Annotated in this window: 23 protein-coding genes and 1 riboswitch; of the genes, 14 read left to right on the top strand and 9 right to left on the bottom strand. The window is 59.2% G+C overall.

Translation table 11 applies throughout. From position 1 onward, the window contains the following. The first annotated feature begins 534 nt into the window (after positions 1 to 534). The 7 genes from GSF27_RS16020 to GSF27_RS17920 all read left to right on the top strand — a co-directional run bounded on the left by GSF27_RS16020 (position 535) and on the right by GSF27_RS17920 (position 8,016). Positions 535 to 888, top strand: a complete 354-nt coding sequence (locus tag GSF27_RS16020; RefSeq protein ID WP_160971010.1) for a DUF805 domain-containing protein — start codon at positions 535 to 537, stop codon at positions 886 to 888. A 144-nt stretch (positions 889 to 1,032) separates the two neighbouring features. After that, positions 1,033 to 1,225, top strand: a riboswitch (cobalamin riboswitch). Positions 1,226 to 1,482: 257 nt separating this feature from the next. Beyond that, positions 1,483 to 5,817, top strand: a complete 4,335-nt coding sequence (locus GSF27_RS16015) for a cobaltochelatase subunit CobN (protein WP_237457605.1) — start codon at positions 1,483 to 1,485, stop codon at positions 5,815 to 5,817. Between the two features lie 14 nt (positions 5,818 to 5,831). Further along, on the top strand, positions 5,832 to 6,278 hold the full coding sequence (locus tag GSF27_RS16010) for a MotA/TolQ/ExbB proton channel family protein (protein WP_160971008.1): 447 nt from the start codon (positions 5,832 to 5,834) through the stop codon (positions 6,276 to 6,278). Further along, positions 6,275 to 6,598, top strand: a complete 324-nt coding sequence (locus tag GSF27_RS16005; protein ID WP_160971006.1) for a DUF2149 domain-containing protein — start codon at positions 6,275 to 6,277, stop codon at positions 6,596 to 6,598. The genes GSF27_RS16010 and GSF27_RS16005 overlap by 4 nt, the downstream gene beginning before the upstream one ends. Before the next feature lie 249 nt (positions 6,599 to 6,847). Further along, complete coding sequence (locus tag GSF27_RS16000; RefSeq protein WP_160971004.1) at positions 6,848 to 7,147, top strand: hypothetical protein; 300 nt, start codon at positions 6,848 to 6,850, stop codon at positions 7,145 to 7,147. A 55-nt stretch (positions 7,148 to 7,202) separates the two neighbouring features. Then, positions 7,203 to 7,598: a hypothetical protein gene (locus GSF27_RS15995; protein WP_160971002.1), complete on the top strand. Its 396-nt coding sequence runs from the start codon at positions 7,203 to 7,205 to the stop codon at positions 7,596 to 7,598. 28 nt (positions 7,599 to 7,626) lie between these two features. Beyond that, complete coding sequence (locus GSF27_RS17920) at positions 7,627 to 8,016, top strand: septal ring lytic transglycosylase RlpA family protein (RefSeq protein WP_160971000.1); 390 nt, start codon at positions 7,627 to 7,629, stop codon at positions 8,014 to 8,016. A 53-nt stretch (positions 8,017 to 8,069) separates the two neighbouring features. On the opposite strand, the gene GSF27_RS15985 is transcribed toward GSF27_RS17920, so the two are convergent. Next, entirely contained in the window at positions 8,070 to 8,354 is a 285-nt protein-coding gene (locus GSF27_RS15985) for a hypothetical protein (protein ID WP_160970998.1), read from the bottom strand. Between the two features lie 168 nt (positions 8,355 to 8,522). Here GSF27_RS15985 and GSF27_RS15980 point away from each other — a divergent pair, with 168 nt between their 5' ends. Then, positions 8,523 to 9,083 (top strand): J domain-containing protein, encoded by a 561-nt coding sequence (locus GSF27_RS15980; protein ID WP_160970996.1) that lies wholly within the window; start codon positions 8,523 to 8,525, stop codon positions 9,081 to 9,083. Positions 9,084 to 9,215: 132 nt separating this feature from the next. Here the strand turns inward: GSF27_RS15980 and GSF27_RS15975 are convergent, their stop codons facing one another. Further along, positions 9,216 to 10,841, bottom strand: a complete 1,626-nt coding sequence (locus GSF27_RS15975) for a sodium:solute symporter (RefSeq protein WP_160970993.1) — start codon at positions 10,839 to 10,841, stop codon at positions 9,216 to 9,218. Between the two features lie 301 nt (positions 10,842 to 11,142). Here GSF27_RS15975 and GSF27_RS15970 point away from each other — a divergent pair, with 301 nt between their 5' ends. Continuing rightward, positions 11,143 to 12,015: an SDR family NAD(P)-dependent oxidoreductase gene (locus GSF27_RS15970; protein WP_160970991.1), complete on the top strand. Its 873-nt coding sequence runs from the start codon at positions 11,143 to 11,145 to the stop codon at positions 12,013 to 12,015. A 162-nt stretch (positions 12,016 to 12,177) separates the two neighbouring features. Next, positions 12,178 to 12,624 (top strand): phosphate-starvation-inducible protein PsiE, encoded by a 447-nt coding sequence (locus tag GSF27_RS15965; protein WP_160970981.1) that lies wholly within the window; start codon positions 12,178 to 12,180, stop codon positions 12,622 to 12,624. 18 nt (positions 12,625 to 12,642) lie between these two features. On the opposite strand, the gene GSF27_RS15960 is transcribed toward GSF27_RS15965, so the two are convergent. After that, on the bottom strand, positions 12,643 to 13,377 hold the full coding sequence (locus GSF27_RS15960) for a thiopurine S-methyltransferase (RefSeq protein WP_160970979.1): 735 nt from the start codon (positions 13,375 to 13,377) through the stop codon (positions 12,643 to 12,645). Then, a complete protein-coding gene (locus GSF27_RS15955) occupies positions 13,377 to 14,054 on the bottom strand; it encodes a methyltransferase (protein ID WP_160970977.1) in 678 nt (225 codons plus the stop codon). Before GSF27_RS15955 ends, GSF27_RS15960 begins: the two co-directional genes overlap by 1 nt. Before the next feature lie 281 nt (positions 14,055 to 14,335). On the opposite strand from GSF27_RS15955, the gene GSF27_RS15950 reads away from it, so the two are divergent. Next, on the top strand, positions 14,336 to 14,887 hold the full coding sequence (locus tag GSF27_RS15950) for a VF530 family DNA-binding protein (protein ID WP_160970975.1): 552 nt from the start codon (positions 14,336 to 14,338) through the stop codon (positions 14,885 to 14,887). Between the two features lie 69 nt (positions 14,888 to 14,956). Here GSF27_RS15950 and GSF27_RS15945 read toward each other — a convergent pair whose 3' ends face one another. Beyond that, entirely contained in the window at positions 14,957 to 16,204 is a 1,248-nt protein-coding gene (locus GSF27_RS15945) for a cytochrome P450 (protein WP_160970973.1), read from the bottom strand. A 20-nt stretch (positions 16,205 to 16,224) separates the two neighbouring features. Next, entirely contained in the window at positions 16,225 to 16,548 is a 324-nt protein-coding gene (locus GSF27_RS15940; protein ID WP_160970971.1) for a 2Fe-2S iron-sulfur cluster-binding protein, read from the bottom strand. 222 nt (positions 16,549 to 16,770) lie between these two features. Between GSF27_RS15940 and GSF27_RS15935 the strand changes: the two genes are divergently transcribed. After that, on the top strand, positions 16,771 to 17,670 hold the full coding sequence (locus tag GSF27_RS15935) for a helix-turn-helix domain-containing protein (protein WP_160970969.1): 900 nt from the start codon (positions 16,771 to 16,773) through the stop codon (positions 17,668 to 17,670). Between the two features lie 76 nt (positions 17,671 to 17,746). Here GSF27_RS15935 and GSF27_RS15930 read toward each other — a convergent pair whose 3' ends face one another. From GSF27_RS15930 to pedF, 3 genes are all read right to left on the bottom strand, one after another. Continuing rightward, the gene (locus GSF27_RS15930) at positions 17,747 to 19,504 is read right to left on the bottom strand and encodes a PQQ-dependent methanol/ethanol family dehydrogenase (RefSeq protein WP_202410505.1); all 1,758 of its coding nucleotides are present in this window, start codon (positions 19,502 to 19,504) and stop codon (positions 17,747 to 17,749) included. A 378-nt stretch (positions 19,505 to 19,882) separates the two neighbouring features. Continuing rightward, on the bottom strand, positions 19,883 to 20,779 hold the full coding sequence (locus tag GSF27_RS15925) for an ABC transporter substrate-binding protein (RefSeq protein WP_160970967.1): 897 nt from the start codon (positions 20,777 to 20,779) through the stop codon (positions 19,883 to 19,885). Between the two features lie 34 nt (positions 20,780 to 20,813). After that, positions 20,814 to 21,266: a cytochrome c-550 PedF gene (pedF, locus tag GSF27_RS15920; protein ID WP_160970965.1), complete on the bottom strand. Its 453-nt coding sequence runs from the start codon at positions 21,264 to 21,266 to the stop codon at positions 20,814 to 20,816. A gap of 368 nt (positions 21,267 to 21,634) precedes the next feature. Between pedF and GSF27_RS15915 the strand changes: the two genes are divergently transcribed. Both GSF27_RS15915 and GSF27_RS15910 read left to right on the top strand, forming a co-directional pair. Continuing rightward, positions 21,635 to 22,852 (top strand): ABC transporter substrate-binding protein, encoded by a 1,218-nt coding sequence (locus tag GSF27_RS15915; protein ID WP_160970963.1) that lies wholly within the window; start codon positions 21,635 to 21,637, stop codon positions 22,850 to 22,852. Between the two features lie 64 nt (positions 22,853 to 22,916). Continuing rightward, positions 22,917 to 23,891 (top strand): PQQ-dependent catabolism-associated beta-propeller protein, encoded by a 975-nt coding sequence (locus GSF27_RS15910; RefSeq protein WP_202410504.1) that lies wholly within the window; start codon positions 22,917 to 22,919, stop codon positions 23,889 to 23,891. The last annotated feature ends 183 nt before the right edge of the window (positions 23,892 to 24,074 follow it).

Here is a 24,074-nt window from a genome sequence, read left to right as displayed (position 1 = left end):
AGCGTCAACCCACCAGCCACGGCCAGACCGTGGCGCATAAAACATTGTCCCGACTCCCAAAATATGAAATATTAAAACCCGGCTGCAGACACGGATAGTTCTCACACGGCACTCACTGCCCTGCTCTACCTATCCTCCGGTACTGACAGCAAACCCGCAGCAGGAATATGCCCTGCTGTACCAGCATCCGCACACGACTTGTGTGGGCTAGCGGCTATACAGCCGGCCAAACACCATTCAACAGATCAACAGCATCTGTTGAACTAAGCCAGGGAGCGTCAGGCATCAGCAACACATCTTTACCAGCAAACAACAACCCGGACTACACCTTGCACTCATCTGAAACGCTGCAGTGCGGCAATGGCGGCTTGCGTCCGTCTAAGTTGTTTGGGGGAGCCTGGTGTCCATAAGTGTGCCCAACACGGCTCCCCGGCTATGGCAAGAATTCGCCTTTGCTTAAGGCGTGGCGTTGGAAGGCAGATATACCCCGCTGCACTCCAACTCAAAAACCTGGGGGATTAATAAGGAAAATGTATGGATTGGTACTTTGAGGTTTTGAAGAAATACGCAACTTTCAGCGGTCGTGCACGCCGGAAGGAGTACTGGATGTTCTACCTGTTCAATAACATCATGGCCATCTCCCTGATCGTCATTGAAACCATGCTTGGTGGCCCGGGCGCTATTGGTATGCTTTACATCCTCGGAACCATTATCCCCAGCCTGGCTGTCGCCGTGCGCCGCCTGCACGATACCGATCGCAGCGGCTGGTGGCTGCTGATTTCCATTGTGCCGCTGATCGGCCCCCTGGTGGTCTTTATCTTCACGGTTCTGGACAGCTCTCCCGGCCAGAACAACTACGGCGCCTACCCCAAGGAAGTTGCTGCCTGACGGCTTGACTCCCGCACGAGTTATCGGTGCTGGGCTACCAATACCGATAACTCGTCTGACCCAGCTGCACATCGCGGCCGTAACACTATTCCTCTCCAGACCCTCAACGCTCACCGGTTTGACCCGACTCACCCCCACCCCGTAGAATCAGCCCCCGCTAAAGGTGCCTGTTAGTACGTCCGCCGCCAGGACGTGTTTGAACAGGGTAAACGGGAAGTCAGGTGCACTGTGGCAACACCCTCGGGTGTATGGCCGTCACAATAACCCCTGCGCTGCCCCCGCAACGGTAATGGATAGCATCCAGAGCCCGAAACCGGCCTTTTGCTGAGCTAGAACGATGAAGCGGAGGGCTTCATGACGGCGCTACAGTTCCGCCCACCGGGCCGGCCAGTTGCTGTTTACCTCCCCTCATACGTGATGCAGTCTTGCGGCAATGGAACGGAGGGTTCCGGTGCGCGATCCGGGCACCGGCCAACCGCTACACCACTGGCCACACCTCCTGATCTCGCCTTACCACCTCTGACGTTGCTGCCAACAACAACGTTTGAGGCTACACCCATGCAATACCCTGCCCCACCCAATGCCCTGTGCCGAATGAGCTCATTGGTTCTGGCGCTGTTGCTGACTTTTTTCAGCGCCCTGCTTGGATCGTGTATCGCACACGCCAGCCAGCCGCAACTGCTGGTACTGGCCTCGCAGCGCAACGCCGAAACCATCGCTGAGGCAGCGCGCCTGTTCCATCAGCAGCACCCGCAACTCAAGGTCATCGCCCGCACCGACACCCAACTGTGGGAGATGAACCCGGCTGCCCAGCAACAGCTGATCGACAGCAGCAGCCTGGTGCTGGGCATCGGCCTGTTTGGTGCCAGTGTGGCGGAGCTGGAGTCGCGCTTTCGCCACAGCAAAACCCCGCGCCTGCTCTACAGCAGTGACGACCGCCTGATGCAGATGAGTCAGTTGTACAGTGGCCCCATGTTCAACAGTCAGGAACAGCTGCGCAGCGTCGCCGGCATGCACCACGGCACCGGCTTCGAGGCTCGGCTGGCGGAATTGCAGGCGCGCTACCCGCAGCAAGCCCAGTGGATTGCCGGACGCCGCTACTGGCAGGCCGGTGGTGCGGACAACGCTGCGCAACTATTTGCCTGGGCCTATGCGCAGATGGGGCAAACTCTCGCCGTGGCCGAACCACAGCCACTGCCACGCCTGCGCTGGCAATACCGCGGTGCAACCAGTGCCCAGCTACCAACAATCAGCGCTGAGCAGCCACTGCTGGTAATTCTGGATCACGCCGGTGGTGACCGCCCGGCAGACAGCGCGTTGCTGCAACAGACCTGTGACCGCGCCCGCAGCCAGCACAACCTGGAGTGTCTGGTGGCACTGGCCTACTGGGGTGAAGCCGGGGTGGAAGCCGCGCAGCAGTTACAGAACCTAAAGGCACCCATCGCTGCGGTGGTGATGCTGCAGGATTTTGTGGTGGGTGGCGGCGAGGGCCGCGAGCTGGTCACAGAGCAGTTCACCCAACGCAACGTGCCGGTGATCAAGGCCATCAAGCTGCGGGATCGCACAGCACTGGAGTGGCAACTCTCCAGCGACGGGCTCGCCAATGACAAGGTCTACTATCAGGTGGCCATGCCGGAACTGCAGGGTGCGAGCCAGCCGCTGGTGATGGCCACCGCCGGCGAACAGAGTACCGATGCCTTCACCGGCATTCGCGTACAGCCCATTGCGGCCCACTCCCCCGGCATCGACACCTTGCTGGCCCGAGCAGCCAACTGGCAGAAACTGCGCAGTATGAGCAACGCCGACAAGCGCGTGGCGATCGTCTATTACAACCACCCGCCCGGTCGCCACAACATCGGCGCTGACAACCTGGATGTGCCCGCCTCACTGTTCCAGATCCTTACCCGCCTCAAGGCCGAGGGCTATAACACCGGCCCCCTGCCCGACTCCCCGGCGGCACTGCTGGACCAGATACAGGCCCGCGGCATCAACCTGCCCAACGACCAGCAGGCGCTGCAATCCATGAGCAGGGAGATCACCCGCATCGATACAGACCACTACCGGCAGTGGTTCAACACCCTGCCAGCGGCGGTACAGTCTGAAGTGGTCGATGGCCCGCTGGGACGCCTGCAGGAGCAGTTGCAGCAGACCGTGGATGCCGGCCATGCCGACATGGCGCAAGTCACGCTGGATCACACCATGGAGGAGGTCCGTCACCTGCTGGAAGGGGTGGATCATCCCGGACGGCAGCGGGCACTGGCGCTGGTAGAACAGTTGCAGCGGTGCTATCAAACCACCCTGGAGGGTGGCACTCCCTGCTGGGAACAGGCCCGCAAGATTATCAGCGCCCTGCGCCACACCGGCATCGAAGGTCTGGGCGGTTGGGGCACCGCACCCGGCAAGGTGATGACGGTCGACCGGCAGATGCTGTTGCCGGGCCTGCGCATTGGCAATGTGTTTATCGGCCCACAGCCGCCCCGTGGCTGGGAGGTGAACGAGGAACTGCTGCACGCCAACCTCGCCTTCCCGCCACCGCACCAGTACCTGGCCTTCTACCAGTTCCTGCAGCAGGACTTCAAGGCCGACGCCATCGTGCACCTGGGCCGCCACTCCACCTACGAGTTCCTGCCCCACCGCTCGGTAGGCCTGGCAGAAGATGATTACTCGCGCATCATGGCCAGCAACATTCCCGGTATCTATCCCTACATCGTCGACGGCGTCGGCGAAGGTATCCAGGCCAAGCGGCGTGGACTGGCGGTGATGATCGATCACCTGACACCGCCACTGGAGAGCACACCACTCTACGACGACCTGCTGCAATTGCGTCAGTTGATTGAAAGTTTTGAAGCCAGCCACGGCAACAACAATGCCCTGTCGCAACGACTGGTGCAGCAGATCCGCGCCAAGGTGGACGCCCTGGAACTGAAGGAAGAACTCAGTGAAGCCATGTCCGCCGAGCTGGCAGTAATGGGCATCAGCTTCGACGAGGTGGACGACGATATGCTGGTGCACGAGGTGGGCCACTACCTCACCGACCTGCAGGAGCGCTTTATGCCCTACGGCCTGCATGTGTTCGGCCGCGACTGGGAGCGCCGGGGTATCGACAAGATGCTGGCCTCCATGGCGCCGGACGGCGACGAACAACAGCAGCAGTGGCAGCAGTTGTTGAGCGGTTCACCCGCCGCCGAAATGCGCAGTTTGCTTAACGCCCTCGACGGCGGCTTTGTAGCTCCCGGTCCCGGTAACGACCCCATCCGCAGCCCTGCGGCCCTGCCCACCGGGCGCAACTTTTACGCGCTGGATAACAGCCTGATTCCCAGCCCGGTGGCGTGGGAACTGGGGCAGGAGCTGGCGCAGGAAGCGCGCAAAAATAATCCCCAAAACAGTGACAAGCGTGAAGCACTGGTGCTGTGGGCCTCCGACGTGGTGCGCGACGAAGGCGTCATGATTGCCTTCGGTCTCGACATGCTGGGACTGAAGCCCATATGGAACAGCCGCGGACTGGTGAAGGGGCTGCAACGACAGGAGCTGGCGGATGAGCGTGTGCGCCGCGACGTGGTGTTCACCACCTCGGGGCTGTTCCGCGATCTCTACAGCCGCCAGATGCTGCTGCTGGACCAGGCCACCCTCATCGCCCTGCAAGCCAGTGCCAACACCATTGTGCGTGACCACCCGGCACTGACCCAGGCGCTCTACAGCGCCCTGCAACCACTGCAGGATTCCGGGCTGGCACTGGACAAAGCCGGCAGCGAATCGCTGCAACAGAACCAGGTGGCCGCCCACTGGGTGAAAGAAGCACAGCAACTGCTGGCCGCTGGTACCCCTGCCGAAAAGGCCGGCGCCCTTGCCAGCCTGCGGGTGTTCGGCGACGCCCCCGGCAGCTATGGCGCCGGCGTGAACCGTCTGGTGGAACGCTCCGGCGCCTGGCAACAGCGCAGCGAGCTGGCGGAGGTCTACCTTCGTCGCCTCGGCCACAGCTTCAGTTCCGGCAATGGCAGTGGTTTCGGTGCGCCGGCACAAGCGGTATTCCGCACCCTGCTCAGCGATGTGGAGAACACCTACCTGGGGCGCTCCAGCAATCTCTATGGATTGATCGACAATAACGATGCCTTTGATTACCTGGGCGGCCTGAGCCTGGCCGTGGAGACCCTCACCGGCACCGCGCCCAACAACTTTGTGCTCAACCATGCTGATCCCGACAACATCAAGTCCCAGCCGCTGGCGCTGGCACTGCGGCAGGAGCTGCGCGGTCGCTTCCTCAATCCCGAATGGCTCAAGGGATTGATGGAGCACGACTACGCCGGTGCCCGCACCATGGGCAGCGAGTTCCTGGAATACCTGTGGGGCTGGCAGGTGACCAACCCGGGACTGGTGGGCGACTGGGCCTGGGAAGAGGTGAAGAGCGTCTACGTGGATGACCGCTACGAACTGCAACTGGATGAATTCCTTGAGCAGGGCCACAACGTGCACGTGAAGAGCAATATGCTGGCCATCATGCTGGTGGCGATCCACAAGGAGTTCTGGAATGCGGACCAGCAGACCCGCGAACAACTGGCCGGCGAGTTCGCGCGGCTGGTGCTCGACAACGGCCTGCCCGGCAGCGGCCACACCTCACCGGACAACCCCATGCTGCAGTGGGTGCAACACTACCTGCCGCAGGAGCAGCAACAGGCGCTGCAGACCGTCATCGACAAAGCCAAAGGCCAGCAGGCTGAGGCAGAACCGGAGCTGCACCGCGCCACCGAAATCGAACTACAGGACGCGCAACCATCACAGGCCGACAACAATGCCGCACAGGCGTCGGAGAACAGCGATCCACAAGCGACCAGTAATACACACTACTACTGGTTGCTGCTGGTGATCCTTGCTGTCATCGCCGCCGGCTACTACCGCACCTCCCGTCACTCACTGCTCGCCACTCGCGACTAACCAAAGGAGTTCACATGCTGCACGGATTTACCCTCGGTGCCCTGCACCAACTGGTCAACTGGCTGCTCTACCCCGTAGTGATTGCTCTGGGCCTCGCGCTGCTGGCGACACTGTGGGAGCTGGGCATTGCCCTGGCGGAGCGCCGGCGCCTGCTGTCACGCATCGACAGCGACGGCATAGCCACCGCCGACTTTGAACGCTACGCCCTCAAACGTCTGGAGCGGGCCGACCTGCTGGCGCGCACCGGGCCTATCCTGGGATTGATGGGCACCCTGATCCCGCTGGGACCGGGCCTGATGACGCTGGGCAACGGTGACATCACCCTGCTGGCCACCGCCCTCACCGTCGCTTTCGACACCACGGTGCTGGGGCTGCTGATAGGCCTGTTGGCCTACATCATCAGCCGCGTACGGCGCCGCTGGTACGACACCGTCTGGCAGCGTCTGGAGGCCAGCTCATGAACCGGCCAAACGGCTCCCCGCGCTGGCATCACAACCACTTCTCCGACGCCGATAACGATCCCCTGTCCGGCTTCGCCAACATCATGGATGTGATGCTGGTGTTTGCCCTCGGCCTGCTGATCGCGCTGCTCAGCCAGAGCGAGCAGCTGCGCCAGCACTTCAATCTTGAAAAGGAGGTTGTGGTGCAAGCCGGCGAGGAACTGGTGGAGATGCCGGAGGGTATGGAAAGCGCCATGCAAACGGGCCCGGAAGGGATGGAGTCGCTGGGCAAGGTCTATCGGGACCCGCAAACCGGAAAGTTAATTCTGATAAATCAGTAACACTTCGCAAAAATGAAGACCGGTCAGGCCTCAACCAGCCGGGGAATTTGTTCCTCCTGTCGAAGTGTGGAATATTTACGCGTCATTGGTAGACAGGGAAGTTTTACACTCGGCTAGACTCCCCTGCCTGCCACTAACCGCTGATTTTCAGCAGCCGCAGCGGAGTGTTAGCCGCTGTAATTCCCCCGGACCTGCTCCCTCAGACGTTCTCTACCAATAGCATTAGCCCCGGTATTGCCTGGAGTACCTATGCTTGAAGAGCTGAGCGACATCAAAGAAGAGCACAAAGGCTTCCTGCGACGCCGGATAATCCTGTGGGTAGTCCGCTGGATAATCGGGTTTGCCATTGTGGCGGTCGTGGTTCGCCACTATCCCAACCTGTTCTGGCTCTGGTACGTGGCAGGCGCCATCTTCCTGGTCACCCCGATCACCGCCCTTCTCGCACAACGATTTGTGGCCGGAAAACTGGGTGAGCTGGAGAAGAACATAGAAAACCTCAACCAACAGCTGGCCGCCGATACCGACGAGCAGGCCAATCGCCAGCCCTGAAAATCACCCGCCTAATACCCATATACCTGACACCTGAAAGCCGAGTCCCAAAACCATGAAGTACCTGCAAGCCGCACTCATATCGATAATGACCTTCGCCCTTACCTGGGGAGCCGTATCAGCCATCCACCAACTACGACTGGGAGAGTGTGCGGTCAAGGGAGGCTGCGGCAGCAACGTGGAGCTCACGATCTATCTTGGACTGATACTGTCCGGATTTTTCGTCATCCCCCTGCTTGGCACCATGTTCATTTTTATGAGAAGCCGAATCGCCAGGCACAAACATTCACTGCTGTTGATGTCCCTCACCACCAGCGTCATTGCCGGTGTTTCCACAGCCACGTCGCAAACCCGACTGACCGGCAGCCCTCTGGATATGATCCTGTGGCCGCTACTGTTCGTCCTGCTGTCTGCAGTGGCCATTGCCCTCTTCTACAGAAAACCGGCCTGACCTGCTCGCCCGCGCCCGATCACAAGCCATGCAAAACTATCCATCAATATTGCCGACGCTGGCTCTCCTGTTTTCCATAACGGGCTGGGCCTCAGCCCGGGCAGAGAGCAGCAATAGCTCCCCTGCGTTCACAGAACAGGGCAAGGCTTCGTTCTACGCGGACAAGTTCCAGAACCGCAAGACCGCCAACGGCGAACGCTACAAGCACGAATTAAACACCGCCGCCCACAGGAAATTACCCTTTGGCTCCATGGTGCAGGTGACCAATATCAAAAATGGCAAGAGCGTGATTGTGCGAATCAATGACCGCGGGCCGTTTGTGAGGGGCCGTATTATTGATCTGTCGAAGTCGGCGTTTGAAAGCATTGGCCATACGTCATCGGGTTTACTTCAGGTTAAAGTGGAGCCTGTCCAGTAACTCCTGCCATCACTGATCTTGCAGGCAGGGATGATCTGCATACACTATTACGGCTATACCATAACAACCCAAAGTGCAGGCAATACCGAATCATAAGGATCTTGATGAACTTCAGGGACAGACTTGTACGCGTTATCACCGGAAAGAGATTCAACAGAATACTTTCCCATCTGTGTATATGGATAACCATTTTGCTGCTGATTGTGTTTTTCGGTGCACAACGATTTCCGGTAGGCAGCAACGCCGCCACGGCGCTTGAAAACGGCAACCGCAGTTTCCCGGGAGCGACCTTCCGCGCCAGGCCGACCCGTTTTTAGACTGCCCACCGGTGTTTGCATCACGACATTTTGTATTTATTGTCGCAGCGACAGCCTGGCTACAGCCCCGCAATATCTCCCTGCACCCTGTTAACTCCTTGAGCCATCAGGAGTTTCAGAGCACCACTCCACAGGTGCGATTCTTGCACTAACACCCTGCGGTATTCTGTCTTTTACCCGGGAAGCGCCATGTATAGCCGCCATCAATATATCGAAGAGGAACAGTGGGTCATCTGGAATGGCACATTGGGGATTCTCGATACCGTGGCTATTGGTGAGATCGAGGTCGGCCCCGATGGTCGCAGTGCCTGGCTGGACGAGCCCTATGACATGGTCGGCCCTTTCAGCCTGGATGAGCTGGAGAGCAGCGGCGAGATCGCCTTTGCCGCCTGTGTGGTGATGTCGAGGGAGAAGTGGCGTACTGATCAGGTGCAACTGCGACTTAAGGCCCGCCAGTTGCGGCGTGAAGCTCAGGAGCGGATGTATGAGGAGTTCGCCCGCTACAATGAGCGCAGGCAAAAGGCCCACAACCAAGGCTCACGCAGCCAATTCAGCTTCCAGCAGCGCGGTAATGACCGGCAACACCGCGAAGTCTTGAAACTGCCGGCGGAAGGCTCGCTGAAGGCCACCCAGATCAAGGCTGCCTATCGCAAGCTGGCGCAGAAATTCCATCCGGATGCCGGTGGCAGTCAGGAACAGTTTGTGGAAATTACGGTAGCCCGGGATGCGCTGTTGGAGCGGGCGTCCTGATTCACCATTAAAAGATCGCGCACAGGAGTGCGCTCCTACGGCAGTGTGCCGCCCTCGCAGGAGCCCGGTGGCCCAGACCAGCCTCTCTTCCAGCTGCGCTGGAATTCACCTTCTCCCCCGGGCGATCTTTTATTAACCCTGCATAAAAAACAGCAGCACCAGTAACCCCACAAACCACACCACCAGCCAAGCACTGCGCCGGTACCAGTTGCAACGCGACTCCTCCCGCAGGTAATTCCCGATCACGTGTTCGTAAACATCCAACGGGTGTGGCATCGCCGCCTGTGTCGCGGGGAGCAGCGACAGCAAAAGCGCCACCCCCACCGTCACCACAAACCCCATCACGTTCCACCAGAGCCAGGAGATGTCCGGCAATAACAACCAGCAGGCGCCGTTGCCAGCGATACCCAGCAGTAACCCTGCAATGGCATGGGGGCCACTTACCCGGTGGGTGAGAATACCCAGGGCGAAGACCGCGAGAATGGGCCCATTGGCCAGCGAACCAATCTTGTTGATGGCCTCCAGTACCGTGGGGGCTATATCACCCACGTAAAACGCCATGACCAGGGTGACCACACCCCAGAGTGCGGTAATCAACCGTGACAGCACCAGCTCCTTGCGGGGCGTCCAGCTACCGCGATGAAAGCGACGCACGAAGTCTTCCATGGTGGTGGCACTCAGCGAGTTAAGCACCGAATCCAGCGACGACATGGCGGCGGCAAACAGAGCCACCAGGCTCAGCCCTAGCAGCCCGGCCGGCAGTACCTGGATCATGTAGAGAGGTACGGCGAGGTTGTATTGCGGCCCACCGCCATTATCGGGCAGCGCGTCAATAAACTGCGGGTGCTGCAGGGCGTAGACACCAATCCCCACCCCCACCAGGCAGTAGAGCAATACCAGCGGGAAGCGCAGCAGGCCGTTGATCAGCAGCGCGTTGTTGGTGGCGTCGATATCGCGGGTACTCAGTTGTCGCTGCACCTGGCTCTGGTCGCAGCCGTAATAGGAGACATAGAGAAACAGCCCACCCAGCAACATGGGCCAGAAGGCAAAGGTCTGGCCATCGCCAAAACCGTGATGAGTGAAATCCAGCGTCTGTTTACGCTCGGCAGAGAAGGCTTGCCACATGGCACCAAAGCCGCCACTGGCATCCATCAGGAACAGCAGTACCACCGCCAGCATCACGGCAAGTATCAGCAGCTGTAGGACATCGGAGTAGATAACGCCCCGAATACCGCCCATCACATCGTAGAGCACGGTGAAAGCGCCCAGCAGCAATACAGACGCAGTGAAACCCAGACCGGTGATCAGGTCGATCACCAACGCGATACTGTAAACGGTGACGGCGGTGGCGAACGCCCGCACAAACAGGAACAGTCCACTTAAGATCAGGCGGGTGGATAAATCAAAGCGCCGCTCCAGGTAGGCGTACACCGACACCAGTTGCAGGTGACGAAACAGTGGCATGACAAACAGGATCAACACCACCATGGCCAGCGGTACCGCCAGCTCGTACTGTAACCACAACAGGCCACCTCCGGCGGTAAAGGCAACAAAGGCCGGTGCACCCAGAATACTGTTGGTAGAGCACTGGGTAGCCATGATCGACAGGCCCACAGGCCAGGGGCCCACATTGCGACCGGCAACGTAGTAGTCTTCACGGCTCTCCTGCCGCCGCGCCAGCCACCAGGCCATCAGCAACAGGCCTGCGCAGTAAGCGCCTATAATCCACCAGTCGAGTGGAGTAATGGTGCTGTCCATAGTCGTCCCTGCGGCCGGGAAGGGTCCCGGCTTCTACCAATACCTGATCCATTATTGCGTTTCAGGCGCGGCAGGCCAAGTGAAGTGCGAGAGTTCAGCTGTTCATTGCGGCCAGCGAACGCTATGCTTTCGCGCTCAGCGGGTCATTACGGAGACACCGATTAACGTGGATTCCCGCCTCCGCGGGAATGACGGGTGGGTGACGCGTCTGGTGCTGCGCCAGAGTCATGGTTCCCTGTCTGCACCGGAAGGACACTGATTGAAAATTCTCACAATATAAAAAATCGCGGAGAGCAATTCCATGAGTGACACAACAACTCCTGTGGCCGTCATTACCGGCGCCAGCTCCGGCATTGGTCTGGCAGCGGCAAAAGCACTGGCCGCACAGGGCTACCGGATTATTGCGCTGGGACGCGACGCCGAACGTGCCGCTACCGCCGAGCGTGAATTGAAAGCCGCCGGTTCCGGGGCGGTGGATATGGTGCTGGCAGACCTGGGCCTGATGGCGGATGCTGAGCGAGCAGCCACCGAAATTGCCGCTCTCACCGATCGCATTGATGTGCTGATCAACAATGCCGGTTACATGGCCAGCGAAAAGGTGATGACCAGTGAGGGACTGGAGGCCAGCTTTGCCACCAACCACCTTGGTCCCTTCCTGCTGACACTGCGACTGCTGCCACTGCTGCGCCAAACCGCCAGCATCGCCCCGCCAGGCAATGTGCGCATCATCAACACCTCCTCCGATGGCAGCGAGATGATCCCGACGCTGAATCTCGACGACATGCAGAACCTGGCCAACTACAGCAACGGGCTGGCCTACTGCAGCAGCAAACTGGCCAATGTACTGTTTGCCTGCGCACTGGCGAAGCGTCTGGCGACCGACGGTATCATTACCCACGCCATGCACCCGGGCACAGTGGGCTCCAACTTCTTCTCCCACACCGACCAGTCCGTGCGTGATGCCTATGAGCATGTGGACAAACTGTCACCGGAACAGGGAGCCGATACACTGGTGTGGCTGGCCACCGCAGAGGAGCCAGGCCGCAACAGTGGTGGTTACTTCTACCAGCGGGCGCCGCGCAAGCCCCACCCACTGGCTCACGACGAAGCGTTTATTGAGCGTTTCTGGCTTGCCACTGAAGAACTTCTGGCCAAGACCGGCTTTCCGGTCTGAAGGCAGCACCTCCGCCCCCTCCTCTTTGACCCGCACCCACGCCCTTTGGCCATGGTGCGAAAGAGCACCGAAAATATTCGATGGTAGCGCTGCATCCTGCCCGGCAAGTCGGTCATAATGCAGCGCCCTGTGCACACCATTGGCAATAGAAAGGCGTTACCCATGAAGTCGGAAAAAGCAGATGAAATTAACGGTCGCATGCACTCCCGCGGCGACGCTATTGGCAGTTTGCTGGTAGACGGTTACCACTACATCGGGTTGTTTATTATCGGCGCCTGTATCGCCTGGGCCGGCGTGCACGCTGTCTATGAAATGATCAGCACGGGCCATGTGGCCATCAGCGATATCCTGCTGCTGTTTATCTACCTGGAGCTGGGTGCCATGGTGGGCATCTACTTCAAAACCAACCACATGCCGGTGCGTTTCCTGATCTATGTGGCAATCACGGCCCTCACGCGCCTGCTGATTGACGTGGTACAGGCGCACCACAAGCCGGATATGGGTATTGTCATAGTCTCCGGCGCTATCCTGATGCTGGCGCTGGCCACCCTGGTGATTCGCATCGGTTCCAACAAGTTCCCCTCTACCGGCGACGGTTCCCGCAAGTAAGGGTTAGAGGATTCCGGCTTACGGCCGCGGCCCGGCCAAGGGCGTCAGGTGATAGGCTTTATGGTGACCGCCCGGAAGCTCCTGCACGCCCCGGAGCGGTGATCCGGACGGATCATTTTCCGGTGCAATCACCGGCGGGATGTCATCCAGCAGCTGTAATCCAAACCGCTCGCTGTACAACCGCTGCAGCTCCGGATCAATCGCCGGGACCAGGTCACTGGTGTTGATCTCACCGGGCTCCAGGTCTTCCAGCGTCAGCATCAGCATATCGGCAGCCGCCGACACCAGCTCACCAATCTGGGCCACATAACGGGGACGCAGGTCCGGTGGCAGCGCCGTCAGCGCGGCGCGATCAAACACCCGGTCGATATGCCCCAGCTGGCCGGGCTGCAAGGCAAACAGGTCCCCACACCAGATGGTGATGGCGCCACTGTGCCAGCGCACAAAGTTGCCGATGCGCTGCTTGCGGGCCTTGAGGCCAGCCTCCTTGAAGAACGCCTTGGCAGCTACCGGACTTAACTCCACACCTACCACTTCACAGCCTTGCTGCGCCAGCCAGATCATATCCAGGCTTTTGCCACAAAGCGGCACCAGTACCCGACGACCTTTACGCGCTGGCAACTTTTCCCAGCAGCGCTGCAGCAGCGGGCTCACCTGCAGCTGGTGAAACTCTGTCTGGCTGTCGTTCCACATCTGCAACCAGTTTTGGTTATCCCGCCCCAACTCTTCCGGGGTACTGATTGAACTTGCCATCAGCCCACCGCCTCTGCCGGCTCATCACGCCAGTACCTGAGAATGTGACCCTTGAAAGGAGTGTCCAGGTAGTCAGTGTGCGACGGGCTGTTTTGCTCGCTGTGGTAGCCCAATTGCTCCATGCGCTGGCGCATCTTGTTTTTGCGACCGCGCCCGGGATCCACCACGATCACCTCGCAGGTGGGCTGTGCGTGATTGTCGATAAAGTCCGCCAGCTGGCGGATGTGCTGATCTTCGTAGAGCAGGTCGCTGCCGATAATCAGGTCGAACAGGCCAAGGGAGTCGTCATCGTCACTCCAGTCGGTGCGCTCGTAGGCAATGGGGTCATCACCGTTGAGGCTGGTATTGCGCGCCAGAAAGGTCCCGACCTCGGGGTGATTGTCAGTAGCGGTAATGTCACGCTGCTGTTTATTCAGCATCAGGCTGGAAAGCGCCATGCCGCACCCCACCTCCAGGATACGTTTGCCCTCGGTGGCGTGGTCGAGCATGCAGTTGGCCAGCACCAGGCTGGAGGGCCAGATCACCCCGAAAATGGGCCAGGCGGCAGAGCAAATACCCAGTTTGGCGGCAATGCCATCGGGATCGCTGAACTGGTGGCGGTCGCGTAAGGTGCAGAGGTGGATGTCGGTGTCACCGAATTCGATGGTCTGGTAACGGACCCGGAGGGGGGATTCCATGGCTTATCCTGTGCTGATCAGCTGGGCTCTGTGGGATTAAGCCAGCTATCCAGGATAAGTGACTGCTCGTGGCAATGGGGGGTTCGCCGATGGAGAGATTTCCTTTGATCGCGGCGAAGACCCCATTGTTATAACAGCTTCCGCCCCCCGCAGGAAGCGAAGTTACTGCCGCGGCAACCCCGGAATTAACCCGGCCGGGCATGATTCGGGTATTTACCGGCAGCCATGACCGCTATACTGGCGCTATGAGCACCACTGCCACTTTTGCGCCGGAACAGACCATGAACGACGAGATTAACTACAAGAACAACCCCCTGCATGGGGTCAGCCTGAAGAACATGCTGACCGAGCTTGTCGATCACTACGGCTTTGAAATCCTCTTCGCCTACCTGCGCATCAACTGCTTCAAAACCAATCCCAGCGTCGAATCCAGTGTGAAGTTTCTCAAGCACACCGACTGGGCGCGGGAGAAGGTGGAGAACTTTTACCTGTATCAGTTCAAGAGCCTGCCGCGGGCCAGCGATGATCAGTACGATCTGTCACCGCGAGACCGCATCATTCCCGATGGTGACCAGCCCGGGGAGCCCGCCAAACTGAGTATCGAGGATGCCGAGCAGCTGCAGGCCAAGAGGGAAAAGAAAGCGGCCAGCTTTGGCAAACCGCGTCAGGGTTACGGCCCGGGCAAGCCCCGCCAGGAACGGGCGCCGAGCCGGACCAGCCGTCCCTCTGACGGTAAATCCTCAGCGGGGAATCCCTACACGGCCAAACCTTCTGCAGCAAAACCTGCCGCCTCTAAAGACAGTGGCGATCCCTGGTCGAAATGGCGGAAGTAATGGCCGCTGGCTTCTCGCCGCTGTAGGAGCCCGGTCCCCCGGGCTCCTACGGGTGCGGATTGCCCCTCCCTACCAAACCAGCGGCAGGTGCTCCGGCCCCACTACCCCGCCGGGACGGTATTCAATTTTCGTACCCTCTTTGAGAGCAAACTCGGGGATACGACGGAACCACTCCTGCAGCGCCACCTTCACCTCCAGCCGCGCCAGGTGTGCACCCATGCAGCTGTGAGGCCCGCCGGCAAATGACAGGATCGGTTTACGCGGGCGGGAGAAATCCACTTCGGTAGGATTGGGAAAGACTTCAGGATCGAAATTGCAGGCGGGCAATACCGCCGTTACCCGATCGCCTTTTTTGAACTTCACACCGCGCAGCTCGGTATCCTGGGCCACCACACGGCCAGAGAAGGTCACTGCCCAGACCCGCAGCAGCTCTTCCACCTGGGCGTTGATCGCGTCGGGATTGGCGATCATCTCCTTTACCCGCTGTGGGTTCTGCGCCAGCCACATCCAGATGTTGTTAAGGGTGGCAAACACGGTGTCCAGACCACCGATAAACAGGAACACCACAAAGCCGAAAATCTCCGGTGGCGTCATCGGACGGCCGTCCACCTCGGCGTGCACAATGCGGCTGATCACCTTGTCATCCGGATTGGCCTGCTTCTCGGCAATCATCTCCTTCAGGTAGGCCGTAATTGAAGCCATGGACTGGGCCATGATGGCGCGGTCGTTGGAGTGCAGCAGATCCATGGCCCACTTCACAAAGGTATCGCGCTTCTCCTGCGGCAAGCCCATCAGGTCGAGAAACACTGATACCGGCAACGGTCGACCGAAATCCTCGGTGTATTCACACTCACCCTTGTCGATAAATTCATCGATCAGGTCGTTGGCCAGGTCGCGGATCTTCTGCTCCAGCGCCAGCACCCCTTTGGGTGAGAAGATCGGGTCGAGGATAGCGCGGTACTTGCGATGATCCGGCGGGTCGATTTCGATGGGGATAAAGTAGAAGTAATCGTCCGGGTCACGGGGAAAAGGCGTGGCGCCTTCGTTGGAAAAGATCTCCGGGTGACGCAGCATATGAAAGGCATCTTCGTGCTTGATCAGCTGCCAGGCGTTCATGAATTCGCTGGTGTCGTAATAGATGGGTGGCACGGTACCATGCAGGTTTGCCATGTACTCGTGCGGTGCCGCCAGGAATTCGGGGCCAAAGGTGAGTCCGACAGAGCGCACCAGCTCCCCGGGAACATGGTCGGGGATATTGTCCCTGCCGGCGATACGGGGGAATTGCGGTGGCACCGGGTTGGTTGCGTCGATAGGCATCTGTACTCTCCTCCTGTTATTCAGTACTGGGATTCCGGCAGGCGCACCACCAGACCTTCAAGTTCATCCGAGACCGTGATCTGGCAGCTCAGGCGCGAACCAGGTTCCGTCCCATGGGCGGAGAACTCCAGCATCTCCTTTTCCATCTCCGACGCTTCGCCGGTGCGATCACGCCAATCCGGGTCTACAAAGCAGAGGCAGGTGGCGCAGGCAAGACCGCCACCGCACTCACCCAGAATACCTTCCAGGCCGTTATCGACAGCGCCCTGCATAACGCTGTCGCCATTGGGCACGTCAACTTCGTGGGCGGTGCCGTCATGGTCGATGTAATTTACGATGGTCATGGGTTTCTCCTTTGCGGGGCTGCGATTCGGACACTTCTCCAGACACAGTATGGGTCACGTCTGGCAGAAACACCGGAGCGCTTGCGAACAGGCTTTTTATGCTTATAATTCCATTATTGGAATACTTATCTTTATTTCTGGAATGATTATAGAAAGGGAGACCTCTCTGTCAATCATCACCCGGTCCGCCTGACAAAACTTCACACCCGAGGCCCACTGCCTGTGCCCGATCCCTCCAATCCCACCACCCGGGTCCTGTCGGTCATCAACTTCCTGGCCGCCCACCCCACCGAAGCCTTTACGCTTGCGGAGATCGCCCGTCACCTGGGACTGAGCAACGGCTCCGCCCACCGCATCCTCACCACCATGGTGGAAGCCCGCTACCTCAGTCGCAATGAGCGCCACAAAACCTACTCACTGGGCATTACCCTGGTGGCAGTGGGTGAAGCCGCGGTAGCTAAGCATCGCGGAATTGAAGTGGCGCGGCGCGAAATTACCCGCCTTGCGGTAGAGCTGGACCTGCAATGTTCCATTGCGGCCCACATGGACGACGAGCTGTTGCTGCTGGCCAAGGAGGGATCGCCACAATCCCTGAAAGGCATGAGTCGGGTGGGCGAACGGCAACCCCTGTTGCCGCCCGTGGGTTTATCCCATATTGCCTGGAGTGATGCAGAGACCATCCGTCGCTATATCGGGCAGACCGATGGCTACATGAGCGAGGCCCGGCAACACTACCTGCTGGATGCACTGGCGTTGATAAGACAGCGCGGCTACTCCATCGCCGGTTTTGGCCCTGCCATGCAGCGGTTGCGCAAGGTAATGTTCCTGCCCATCGGCGAAGCGCGCGATGAAACCTACTGGCACAATCTGTTGCAGTGGACAGCAACCCTCTCGGAGCGGGAGCTGCAGCTGATCGATCTGCAGGACGCCGCCATCGATGGCGTCACCTACCTGTCTGCCCCGGTGTTTTCACCCACCGGTGAAGTGATTTTCGAAATTGTGGTCAGCGGTGTGCCCGGCAACCTGGATGCAACGGAAGTTGCGCGTTACGCCGACCGCCTCTGTGCCGCCGCCGAGATTATTACCAGCGAAACCCACGGCCGTATCCCGCCCGTACTGTAGGAGCCCGCTCCCGCGGGAAACAAAAAAACCCGCGCTTGTGCGCGGGTTTCTTTGTGTAACTTCTGGCTTCAGTGAATCAGGACTTGGGCAGCTTGAAGGTCCAGACACTACCGCCCTGGTTGAAGTCCTTCACCAGTTTGGCCACTTCGCCACCCCAGAGAGGAATCGCACCACCCCAGCCGGCGACAATGGTCACGTACTGCTCACCGTCCTGCTCCCAGGTGATGGGCGAGCTGACGATACCAGTACCGGTATTGAACTTGTACAGCACTTCACCGGTTTTGGCGTTCATGGCCATCAGGTAACCTTCCGGATTGCCCATAAAGACCAGGTTGCCAGCAGTCGCCAGTACGCCACCCCACAGAGGAGCGGTGTTCTTGTACTCCCACTCCACCTTGCCGGTAACCGGGTTGATGGCTTTCAGCGAACCGATGTGGTCGTCAAACACTGGCTTGATGGTGAAACCGGAACCCAGATAAGCCGCACCCTTCTTGTAGTTCACAGGCTCGTTCCAGATATCCATGCCCCATTCGTTGGAAGGCACGTAGAACAGGCCGGTGTCCTGACTGTAGGCCATAGGCATCCAGTTCTTGCCACCCAGGAAGGAGGGAATGGAGAACACGGTTTTGCCTTTGGCGCCATCTTTGGCATCGGCAGGATTACCGGGACGGAACGCCTCATCGTAGAGTGGACGGCCTTTTTCGTCCAGGCCCTTGGCCCAGTTGAGTTTCTTCACGAACGGCATACCGCGGATAAAGTCACCATTGGTACGGTCCAGCACATAGAAGAAGCCGTTACGGTCGGCGGTAGCCGCCGCCTTGATGGTTTTACCCTTCTCCTTGTAATCGAAGGAGACCAGTTCGTTCACACCATCGAAATCCCAGCCGTCGTGCGGGGTGGTCTGGAAGTGCCAGACAATCTTGCCGGTGTCCGGGTCGATGGCCAGGCGTGAGGCACTGTAGAGGTTGTCGCCGGGGCGCAGGTGGGAGTTCCAGGGTGCAGGGTTACCGGTACCGAAGAACAGCAGGTCTACGTCGGGATCGTAGGTTCCGCCCAGCCAGGTCGCAGCACCACCGGTTTTCCACATATCACCGGGCCAGGTCTTGCCGGCTTCGCCACCGGTAATGCCGTTCTCCTTGCCGTTAAGATAGCCCATGTGGCCTTCCACGGTAGGACGACTCCAGACCAGCTCACCGGTTTTGGCATCGCGGGCTTCCACTTTACCAACAATACCGAACTCACCTCCGGATACACCGGTAATCACCTTGCCCTTGGCGATCAGGGGTGCCGCGGTAAGGGAGTAGCCAGCCTGATAGTCGCCGACGGTTTTACGCCAGCGAGGCTTACCGGTTTTCGCATCCAGCGCCACCAGCTTGGCGTCCAGGGTGCCGAAAATCACCAGGTCGTCGTAAAGCGCGGCGCCGCGGTTGATCACATCGCAGCAAGGCATAATGCCGTCGGGCAGGCGTGCGTCGTACTGCCATAGCTCCTCACCGGTTTTTACGTCCACCGCAAAAATACGGGAGTAGGACGCGGTCACGTACATGACGCCATCTTTTACCAGCGGCTGTGATTCCTGACCACGCTGCTTTTCACCACCAAAGGAGAAGGACCAGATGGGGGAGAGGGATTTTACGTTTTTGGTGTTTACCTGTTTCAGTGGACTGTAACGCTGTCCCTGTGGCCCGAGGCCGTTGGAAACAACATCTTCAACCGTCTTGGCATCGTTCACAATGTCTTTGTCGGTCACCTTCGCATGCACCTGAGCCGCACACAGAGCAACACTGAAAGCTGCGGTCATGCCAACCGATTTTGCCAGTAATCGCATCTTCATAGGAGGTCTCCTACTCTCTTTTACAGAACCGTTTTTATGTGGTGAGTCGTTTCGTATCGCTCTCTGGGCGGGCAAATTTTTTAGGGAGTAAAAAAACTGCTTCAGCGCTCTACGAGTCCAGTCTCAGTATGTGCAGGGGGCGGTCAATGCACCATTAACCAAGGGGCGCGACTGAGTTGTTCCTTGGTAGTAATTTGGTATGATGTGGGATGTTGAGTTGCGGCTTTTTTTGCAGACGAGATAAAAGGTTTTACAGTCGTTAATGGCCGAATCGAGCGGAGATGAAAAGATCGCCCGGGGGAGCGGGCTCCTACGGTACGCGACAACCACACCCGTAGGAGCCCGGTCCCCCGGGCGATCTTTTTCTTTCGCAACCACCTACTCCGCAGATGCAGTTTCCTGCAACAGGGAGGGCAACTGCCAGGCAACCTGATAGTGGCTGAATAATTCGCGCATCTCACCATCGCGGATCAACTGGTTGACGATACCCTCAATGGCGTAACCCAGTTGCCGATAATCGCTTTTGACCGCAATACCAATGTCCCAGCTGAGTTTGCCGATGGCCTCGAAGCCATCATTGTCGATATCGAGCAATACCGACGGCTGGTGTTTGGCCAGCCACCACTCCAGTTGACTGCCCATACCGGCCACAGCACTCAGCTTGCCACCGGCAAAATCCCCCAGCGCCTCAAACACGGTGGGATAGTGGTGCAGGTTTTTGGTAAGGCGTCCCTGATAGGCACCGGCCAGGTAGAAGTCCGGCAGGCTGTCGATCTCTACACCAATAGGCTGGTACTGGAAAATCGCCAGGTTGCGCACCGCACCGACCTTATCCAGGTTGCGGGCCAGCTGCCAGGATTCGCTGTGGTAGGGAGCGGTCATAAAGACCATGTCGTTGCGCGGCAGCCCGTAACCATCAACGCTGTAACTGAACTTGCGGTCGTAGGGGGCACGCAACATCACGTCGGCTTTGTGGCGGGTGACAATGTGTCCTTTCCACAAGGCATTGCGCATGTCGTCTTCGACGGTTTCACCGGCGGCGATCCACAACCAGCGCGGCTCGACACCCAGGCGGGCCGCTATGGCCTCGCCCAGTTCTATATCTATACCGGTGGGCCGCCCCTTCTCCTGCCAGGAGTAGGGGGGGAAATTCTGGTAGACCGCGAACTCGATGTAGCCGGAGGCCACGATATCGTCATAGGAACGAGCCTGCACCCAGAGGGACAGGCTCATCAGCAGGCCCAACAGGACCTTTGCAGCGACCAGACGCTTCATCACAGTCTCCGGCAATTGGCTCGGGCCTGAACGGTTACTCTTCCAGCTTGCGGGTATCGAGGTAGGAGCGGATAGACCACATGGCCTCCTGGCTCAGGATCCCCTCAAACGGAGGCATGTAGACACGTCCATCTACCACCGCACCGTGACGGATGCGTTCCATGAACCACTGGTCGGACTCCGCCTTGTCGGGAAACTCAAATTCATCATTGAGCTTACGCAGGTCGGGAGTGATACCGCCGGAAATAGCATCCAGCCCGTGACAGCGAGCGCAGTTCTGGGTATAGGCGGAAGTGCCAATACGAATCGCCTCTTCGTTACCACGGAAGGGGTTTTCATCGCGCCACTCCTCTCCCAGGTCCGGCAGGGAATCGGTGTTGACGGCTTGCGGAGTCACGTCGCCATGCCCCATGGCCAGGCCAAATGGCAGGGATAGCAGGATGGCAGCGCCCAGTTGTTTTGCTTTTTTCTGAGAGAGAACACGCATATTCAGCCTCGCCTCGTTATCTAATGAATGTGAGTTCTGTAGCGATGGATTGCGTCAAAAAGGGGACTGCCACCGTCTGTTGAAAATGCTATCAAAACCTCCCCTGCGAACAATTGTGCTTTGGTGTCGTCGACCCGGGACCGGTATAGACCTAAAGTCGCAAAAGCCGTCGGCAGAACCGCGCCTGACGGGACTTCCCGTGGTTGGCCGCGCGAAATTTACTACTTAAGTAGCAATCCGGCGCGACCATTTGCATATACCCCCACCTAAAGTCGCGACTTAGGATAAGGACATCCGAATAACAGAAGAGAGAGCGGTACCGAACGCTGTGTCCACGCCCCCCGGATCACGGCGACCGCCCCATAACAATGACAAAACTGACGCCCTGCCACCTGCTGATGCTGCTGTGCTGGATCTGCCTGCTCCGGCCCGGAACAGTGCTGGCCGCGGAGACCGGGACAGAGGCCGAGGTGATCGGGGTGCTCTACCTGCGACAGCAGATGCCACCCAAGCCAGTGCTCTCCAACGTACGGGCGGCGCCCGATAACCTGGGCGTAGCCGGTGCCCTGCTGGGGCGTGATGACAACAACACGATTGCCCGCTTTATCGGACAGCGCTTTGCCATTGAGACATTCGCCTCTGCCGATGCGGACCAGCTGTTGGCGGCGGCCAGCCAATGGATTGCCGCCGGCAACAGCTTTATCGTTGCCGACCTGCCGACACCGACCCTGTTATCCATGCTGCAGCAACCAGCCTTGCGCGACCGCGCCGTCGTCTTTAACGCCACCAACAAGGACGACCAGCTGCGTCAATTACACTGTCAGGCGCACCTTCTGCACACCATCCCCAGCCGCGCCATGCTGACCGATGCGCTGACCCAGCTCCTGATCAAAAAGCGCTGGCAGAACTGGTTGCTGGTCACCGGCCTGCAACCGGGGGATCAACTTTACGCCACGGCCCTGCAGCGCTCTGCCAAACGCTTTGGCGGCAAGTTTGTGGACAGCCGCCAGTGGCAGACCGAATCAGACCTGCGCCGTTCCGCGCAGCAGGAGATCCCGCGTTTTACCCAGGCGCGGGATTACGATGTGGTGCTGGTGGCGGACGAGCCCGGTGATATCGGCGAGTACCTGCCCTACAACACCTGGCTGCCCAGGCCGGTAGCCGGCACCCAGGGCCTCACCGCCACCGCCTGGCACTGGAGTATTGAGCAGTGGGGAGCGGCGCAGTTGCAGAACCGCTTCCGTGACCTGCACCAGCGGGAGATGGCGGAAACCGATTACGCCGCCTGGCTGGCCCTGCGCGCCCTTGGCGAGGCGGTAACCCGTACCCGCAGCCCTGACCGCACGACCGTCTATGACTACCTGCTCAGCGAGAACTTTCAGCTCAGCGCCTTCAAGGGTCGGGCCCTCAGCTTCCGCCCCTGGAACGGCCAGCTGCGCCAACCCATTCCGCTGGTGCAACCGAACGCAGTGGTGAGCCAGTCGCCACAGGACGGTTACCTGCACCCCTACTCCACCATGGACACCCTCGGTTTCGATCGCAGCGAGGTGAAATGTTCCATGTCTGTCGGTCACACAGAGAGTTGATGCCATGAGCCTGCGCCATTTATTAAACGCTTCTGCCCGGCACTTGCCTCAAGCGTGCCCCCTCTTGCCACAGGCCAGCTCTCTTCTGCCTCTGGCTTTTTGGGGACTGCTGCTGAGTGCCGGTGCCGCGCTGGCAGAACAGGCCTATGTCTCCAATGAGAAAGACAACACCCTCTCCATCATTGACCTGAAAACACTGCAAGTGGTGGACACCCTGGAGGTCGGCATGCGGCCGCGGGGCATTACCTTCAGCAACGATTACAGCAAGCTCTACATCTGCGCCAGCGACTCCGACGCGGTGCAGGTGTTTGATGTGGCCAGCAAGCGAGTCGTGGCCAACCTCCCTTCCGGAGAAGACCCGGAGCAGTTTGCCCTGCACCCGAACAATCGCCTGCTCTATATCTCCAACGAGGACAACGCCATTGTCACGGTAGTGGATACCGAAGCGCGGGATGTAGTGGCACAGATTGAAGTGGGTATCGAACCGGAAGGTATGGCCGTGAGCCCGGATGGTCGCTGGGTGGTGAACACCTCGGAAACCAGCAACATGCTGCACTGGATCGACAGCACCACCAATGAACTGGTGGACAACACACTGGTGGATCAGCGTCCCCGCCATGTGGAGTTCTCACACAAGGGTGACACCCTGTGGGCGTCGTCCGAGATAGGCGGCACGGTCACCATAATCAATGTGGATGACCGCAGCGTGCGCAAGGTTCTGCAATTCAGGATCCCGGGAGTACACCGCGACCGCATCCAGCCGGTGGGCATCCAGCTCACCCGCGACGATCGCTACGCCTTTATCGCCCTAGGCCCCAGCAATCACGTTGCGGTGGTGGATGTAAAAACCCTGGAGGTGATCAAGTACCTGCTGGTGGGCCAGCGGGTCTGGCACCTGGCACTGAACAGCGACGAATCACTGCTGCTGACCACTAACGGAGTCAGTGGCGATGTCTCGGTGGTGGATGTCAAAAAACTGCAGGTGGTCAAGAGTATCAAGGTGGGGCGCTACCCCTGGGGTGTTGCCATTAAACCCTGAGCCACGACTGTGCTGGTTTCGACGACGGCTTATTATTCCGGCTAACGTCATGCGAGCGCAGCGAAGTAATCCATGTACGCAGCCTGGTCTGTATGACGCTGCCAGGCATGGATCGCCACGGCGCAAAAGACGCGCCTCGCGATGACGGGGTCAGGCGCGAGTGGCGAGTAACGAGTAGCGAGC

The organism is Pseudomaricurvus sp. HS19 (genome assembly GCF_009857815.1).
Lineage (GTDB): Bacteria > Pseudomonadota > Gammaproteobacteria > Pseudomonadales > Cellvibrionaceae > Pseudomaricurvus.
This window is presented reverse-complemented; position numbering and strand designations above follow the sequence as displayed.

Coding starts and splice junctions, on each gene's coding strand:
- GSF27_RS15960 (WP_160970979.1), bottom strand. CDS start 13,377: ATGGCAAGTTCAATCAGTACCCCGGAAGAGTTGGGGCGGGATAACCAA.
- GSF27_RS15925 (WP_160970967.1), bottom strand. CDS start 20,779: ATGAAGCGTCTGGTCGCTGCAAAGGTCCTGTTGGGCCTGCTGATGAGC.
- GSF27_RS16015 (WP_237457605.1), top strand. CDS start 1,483: ATGAGCTCATTGGTTCTGGCGCTGTTGCTGACTTTTTTCAGCGCCCTG.
- GSF27_RS15975 (WP_160970993.1), bottom strand. CDS start 10,841: ATGGACAGCACCATTACTCCACTCGACTGGTGGATTATAGGCGCTTAC.
- GSF27_RS16000 (WP_160971004.1), top strand. CDS start 6,848: ATGCTTGAAGAGCTGAGCGACATCAAAGAAGAGCACAAAGGCTTCCTG.
- GSF27_RS15915 (WP_160970963.1), top strand. CDS start 21,635: ATGACAAAACTGACGCCCTGCCACCTGCTGATGCTGCTGTGCTGGATC.
- GSF27_RS15965 (WP_160970981.1), top strand. CDS start 12,178: ATGAAGTCGGAAAAAGCAGATGAAATTAACGGTCGCATGCACTCCCGC.
- GSF27_RS15945 (WP_160970973.1), bottom strand. CDS start 16,204: ATGCCTATCGACGCAACCAACCCGGTGCCACCGCAATTCCCCCGTATC.
- GSF27_RS15995 (WP_160971002.1), top strand. CDS start 7,203: ATGAAGTACCTGCAAGCCGCACTCATATCGATAATGACCTTCGCCCTT.
- GSF27_RS16005 (WP_160971006.1), top strand. CDS start 6,275: ATGAACCGGCCAAACGGCTCCCCGCGCTGGCATCACAACCACTTCTCC.
- GSF27_RS15980 (WP_160970996.1), top strand. CDS start 8,523: ATGTATAGCCGCCATCAATATATCGAAGAGGAACAGTGGGTCATCTGG.
- GSF27_RS15950 (WP_160970975.1), top strand. CDS start 14,336: ATGAACGACGAGATTAACTACAAGAACAACCCCCTGCATGGGGTCAGC.
- GSF27_RS17920 (WP_160971000.1), top strand. CDS start 7,627: ATGCAAAACTATCCATCAATATTGCCGACGCTGGCTCTCCTGTTTTCC.
- GSF27_RS15930 (WP_202410505.1), bottom strand. CDS start 19,504: ATGAAGATGCGATTACTGGCAAAATCGGTTGGCATGACCGCAGCTTTC.
- GSF27_RS15955 (WP_160970977.1), bottom strand. CDS start 14,054: ATGGAATCCCCCCTCCGGGTCCGTTACCAGACCATCGAATTCGGTGAC.
- GSF27_RS15940 (WP_160970971.1), bottom strand. CDS start 16,548: ATGACCATCGTAAATTACATCGACCATGACGGCACCGCCCACGAAGTT.
- GSF27_RS15970 (WP_160970991.1), top strand. CDS start 11,143: ATGAGTGACACAACAACTCCTGTGGCCGTCATTACCGGCGCCAGCTCC.
- GSF27_RS16010 (WP_160971008.1), top strand. CDS start 5,832: ATGCTGCACGGATTTACCCTCGGTGCCCTGCACCAACTGGTCAACTGG.
- pedF (WP_160970965.1), bottom strand. CDS start 21,266: ATGCGTGTTCTCTCTCAGAAAAAAGCAAAACAACTGGGCGCTGCCATC.
- GSF27_RS16020 (WP_160971010.1), top strand. CDS start 535: ATGGATTGGTACTTTGAGGTTTTGAAGAAATACGCAACTTTCAGCGGT.
- GSF27_RS15985 (WP_160970998.1), bottom strand. CDS start 8,354: ATGCAAACACCGGTGGGCAGTCTAAAAACGGGTCGGCCTGGCGCGGAA.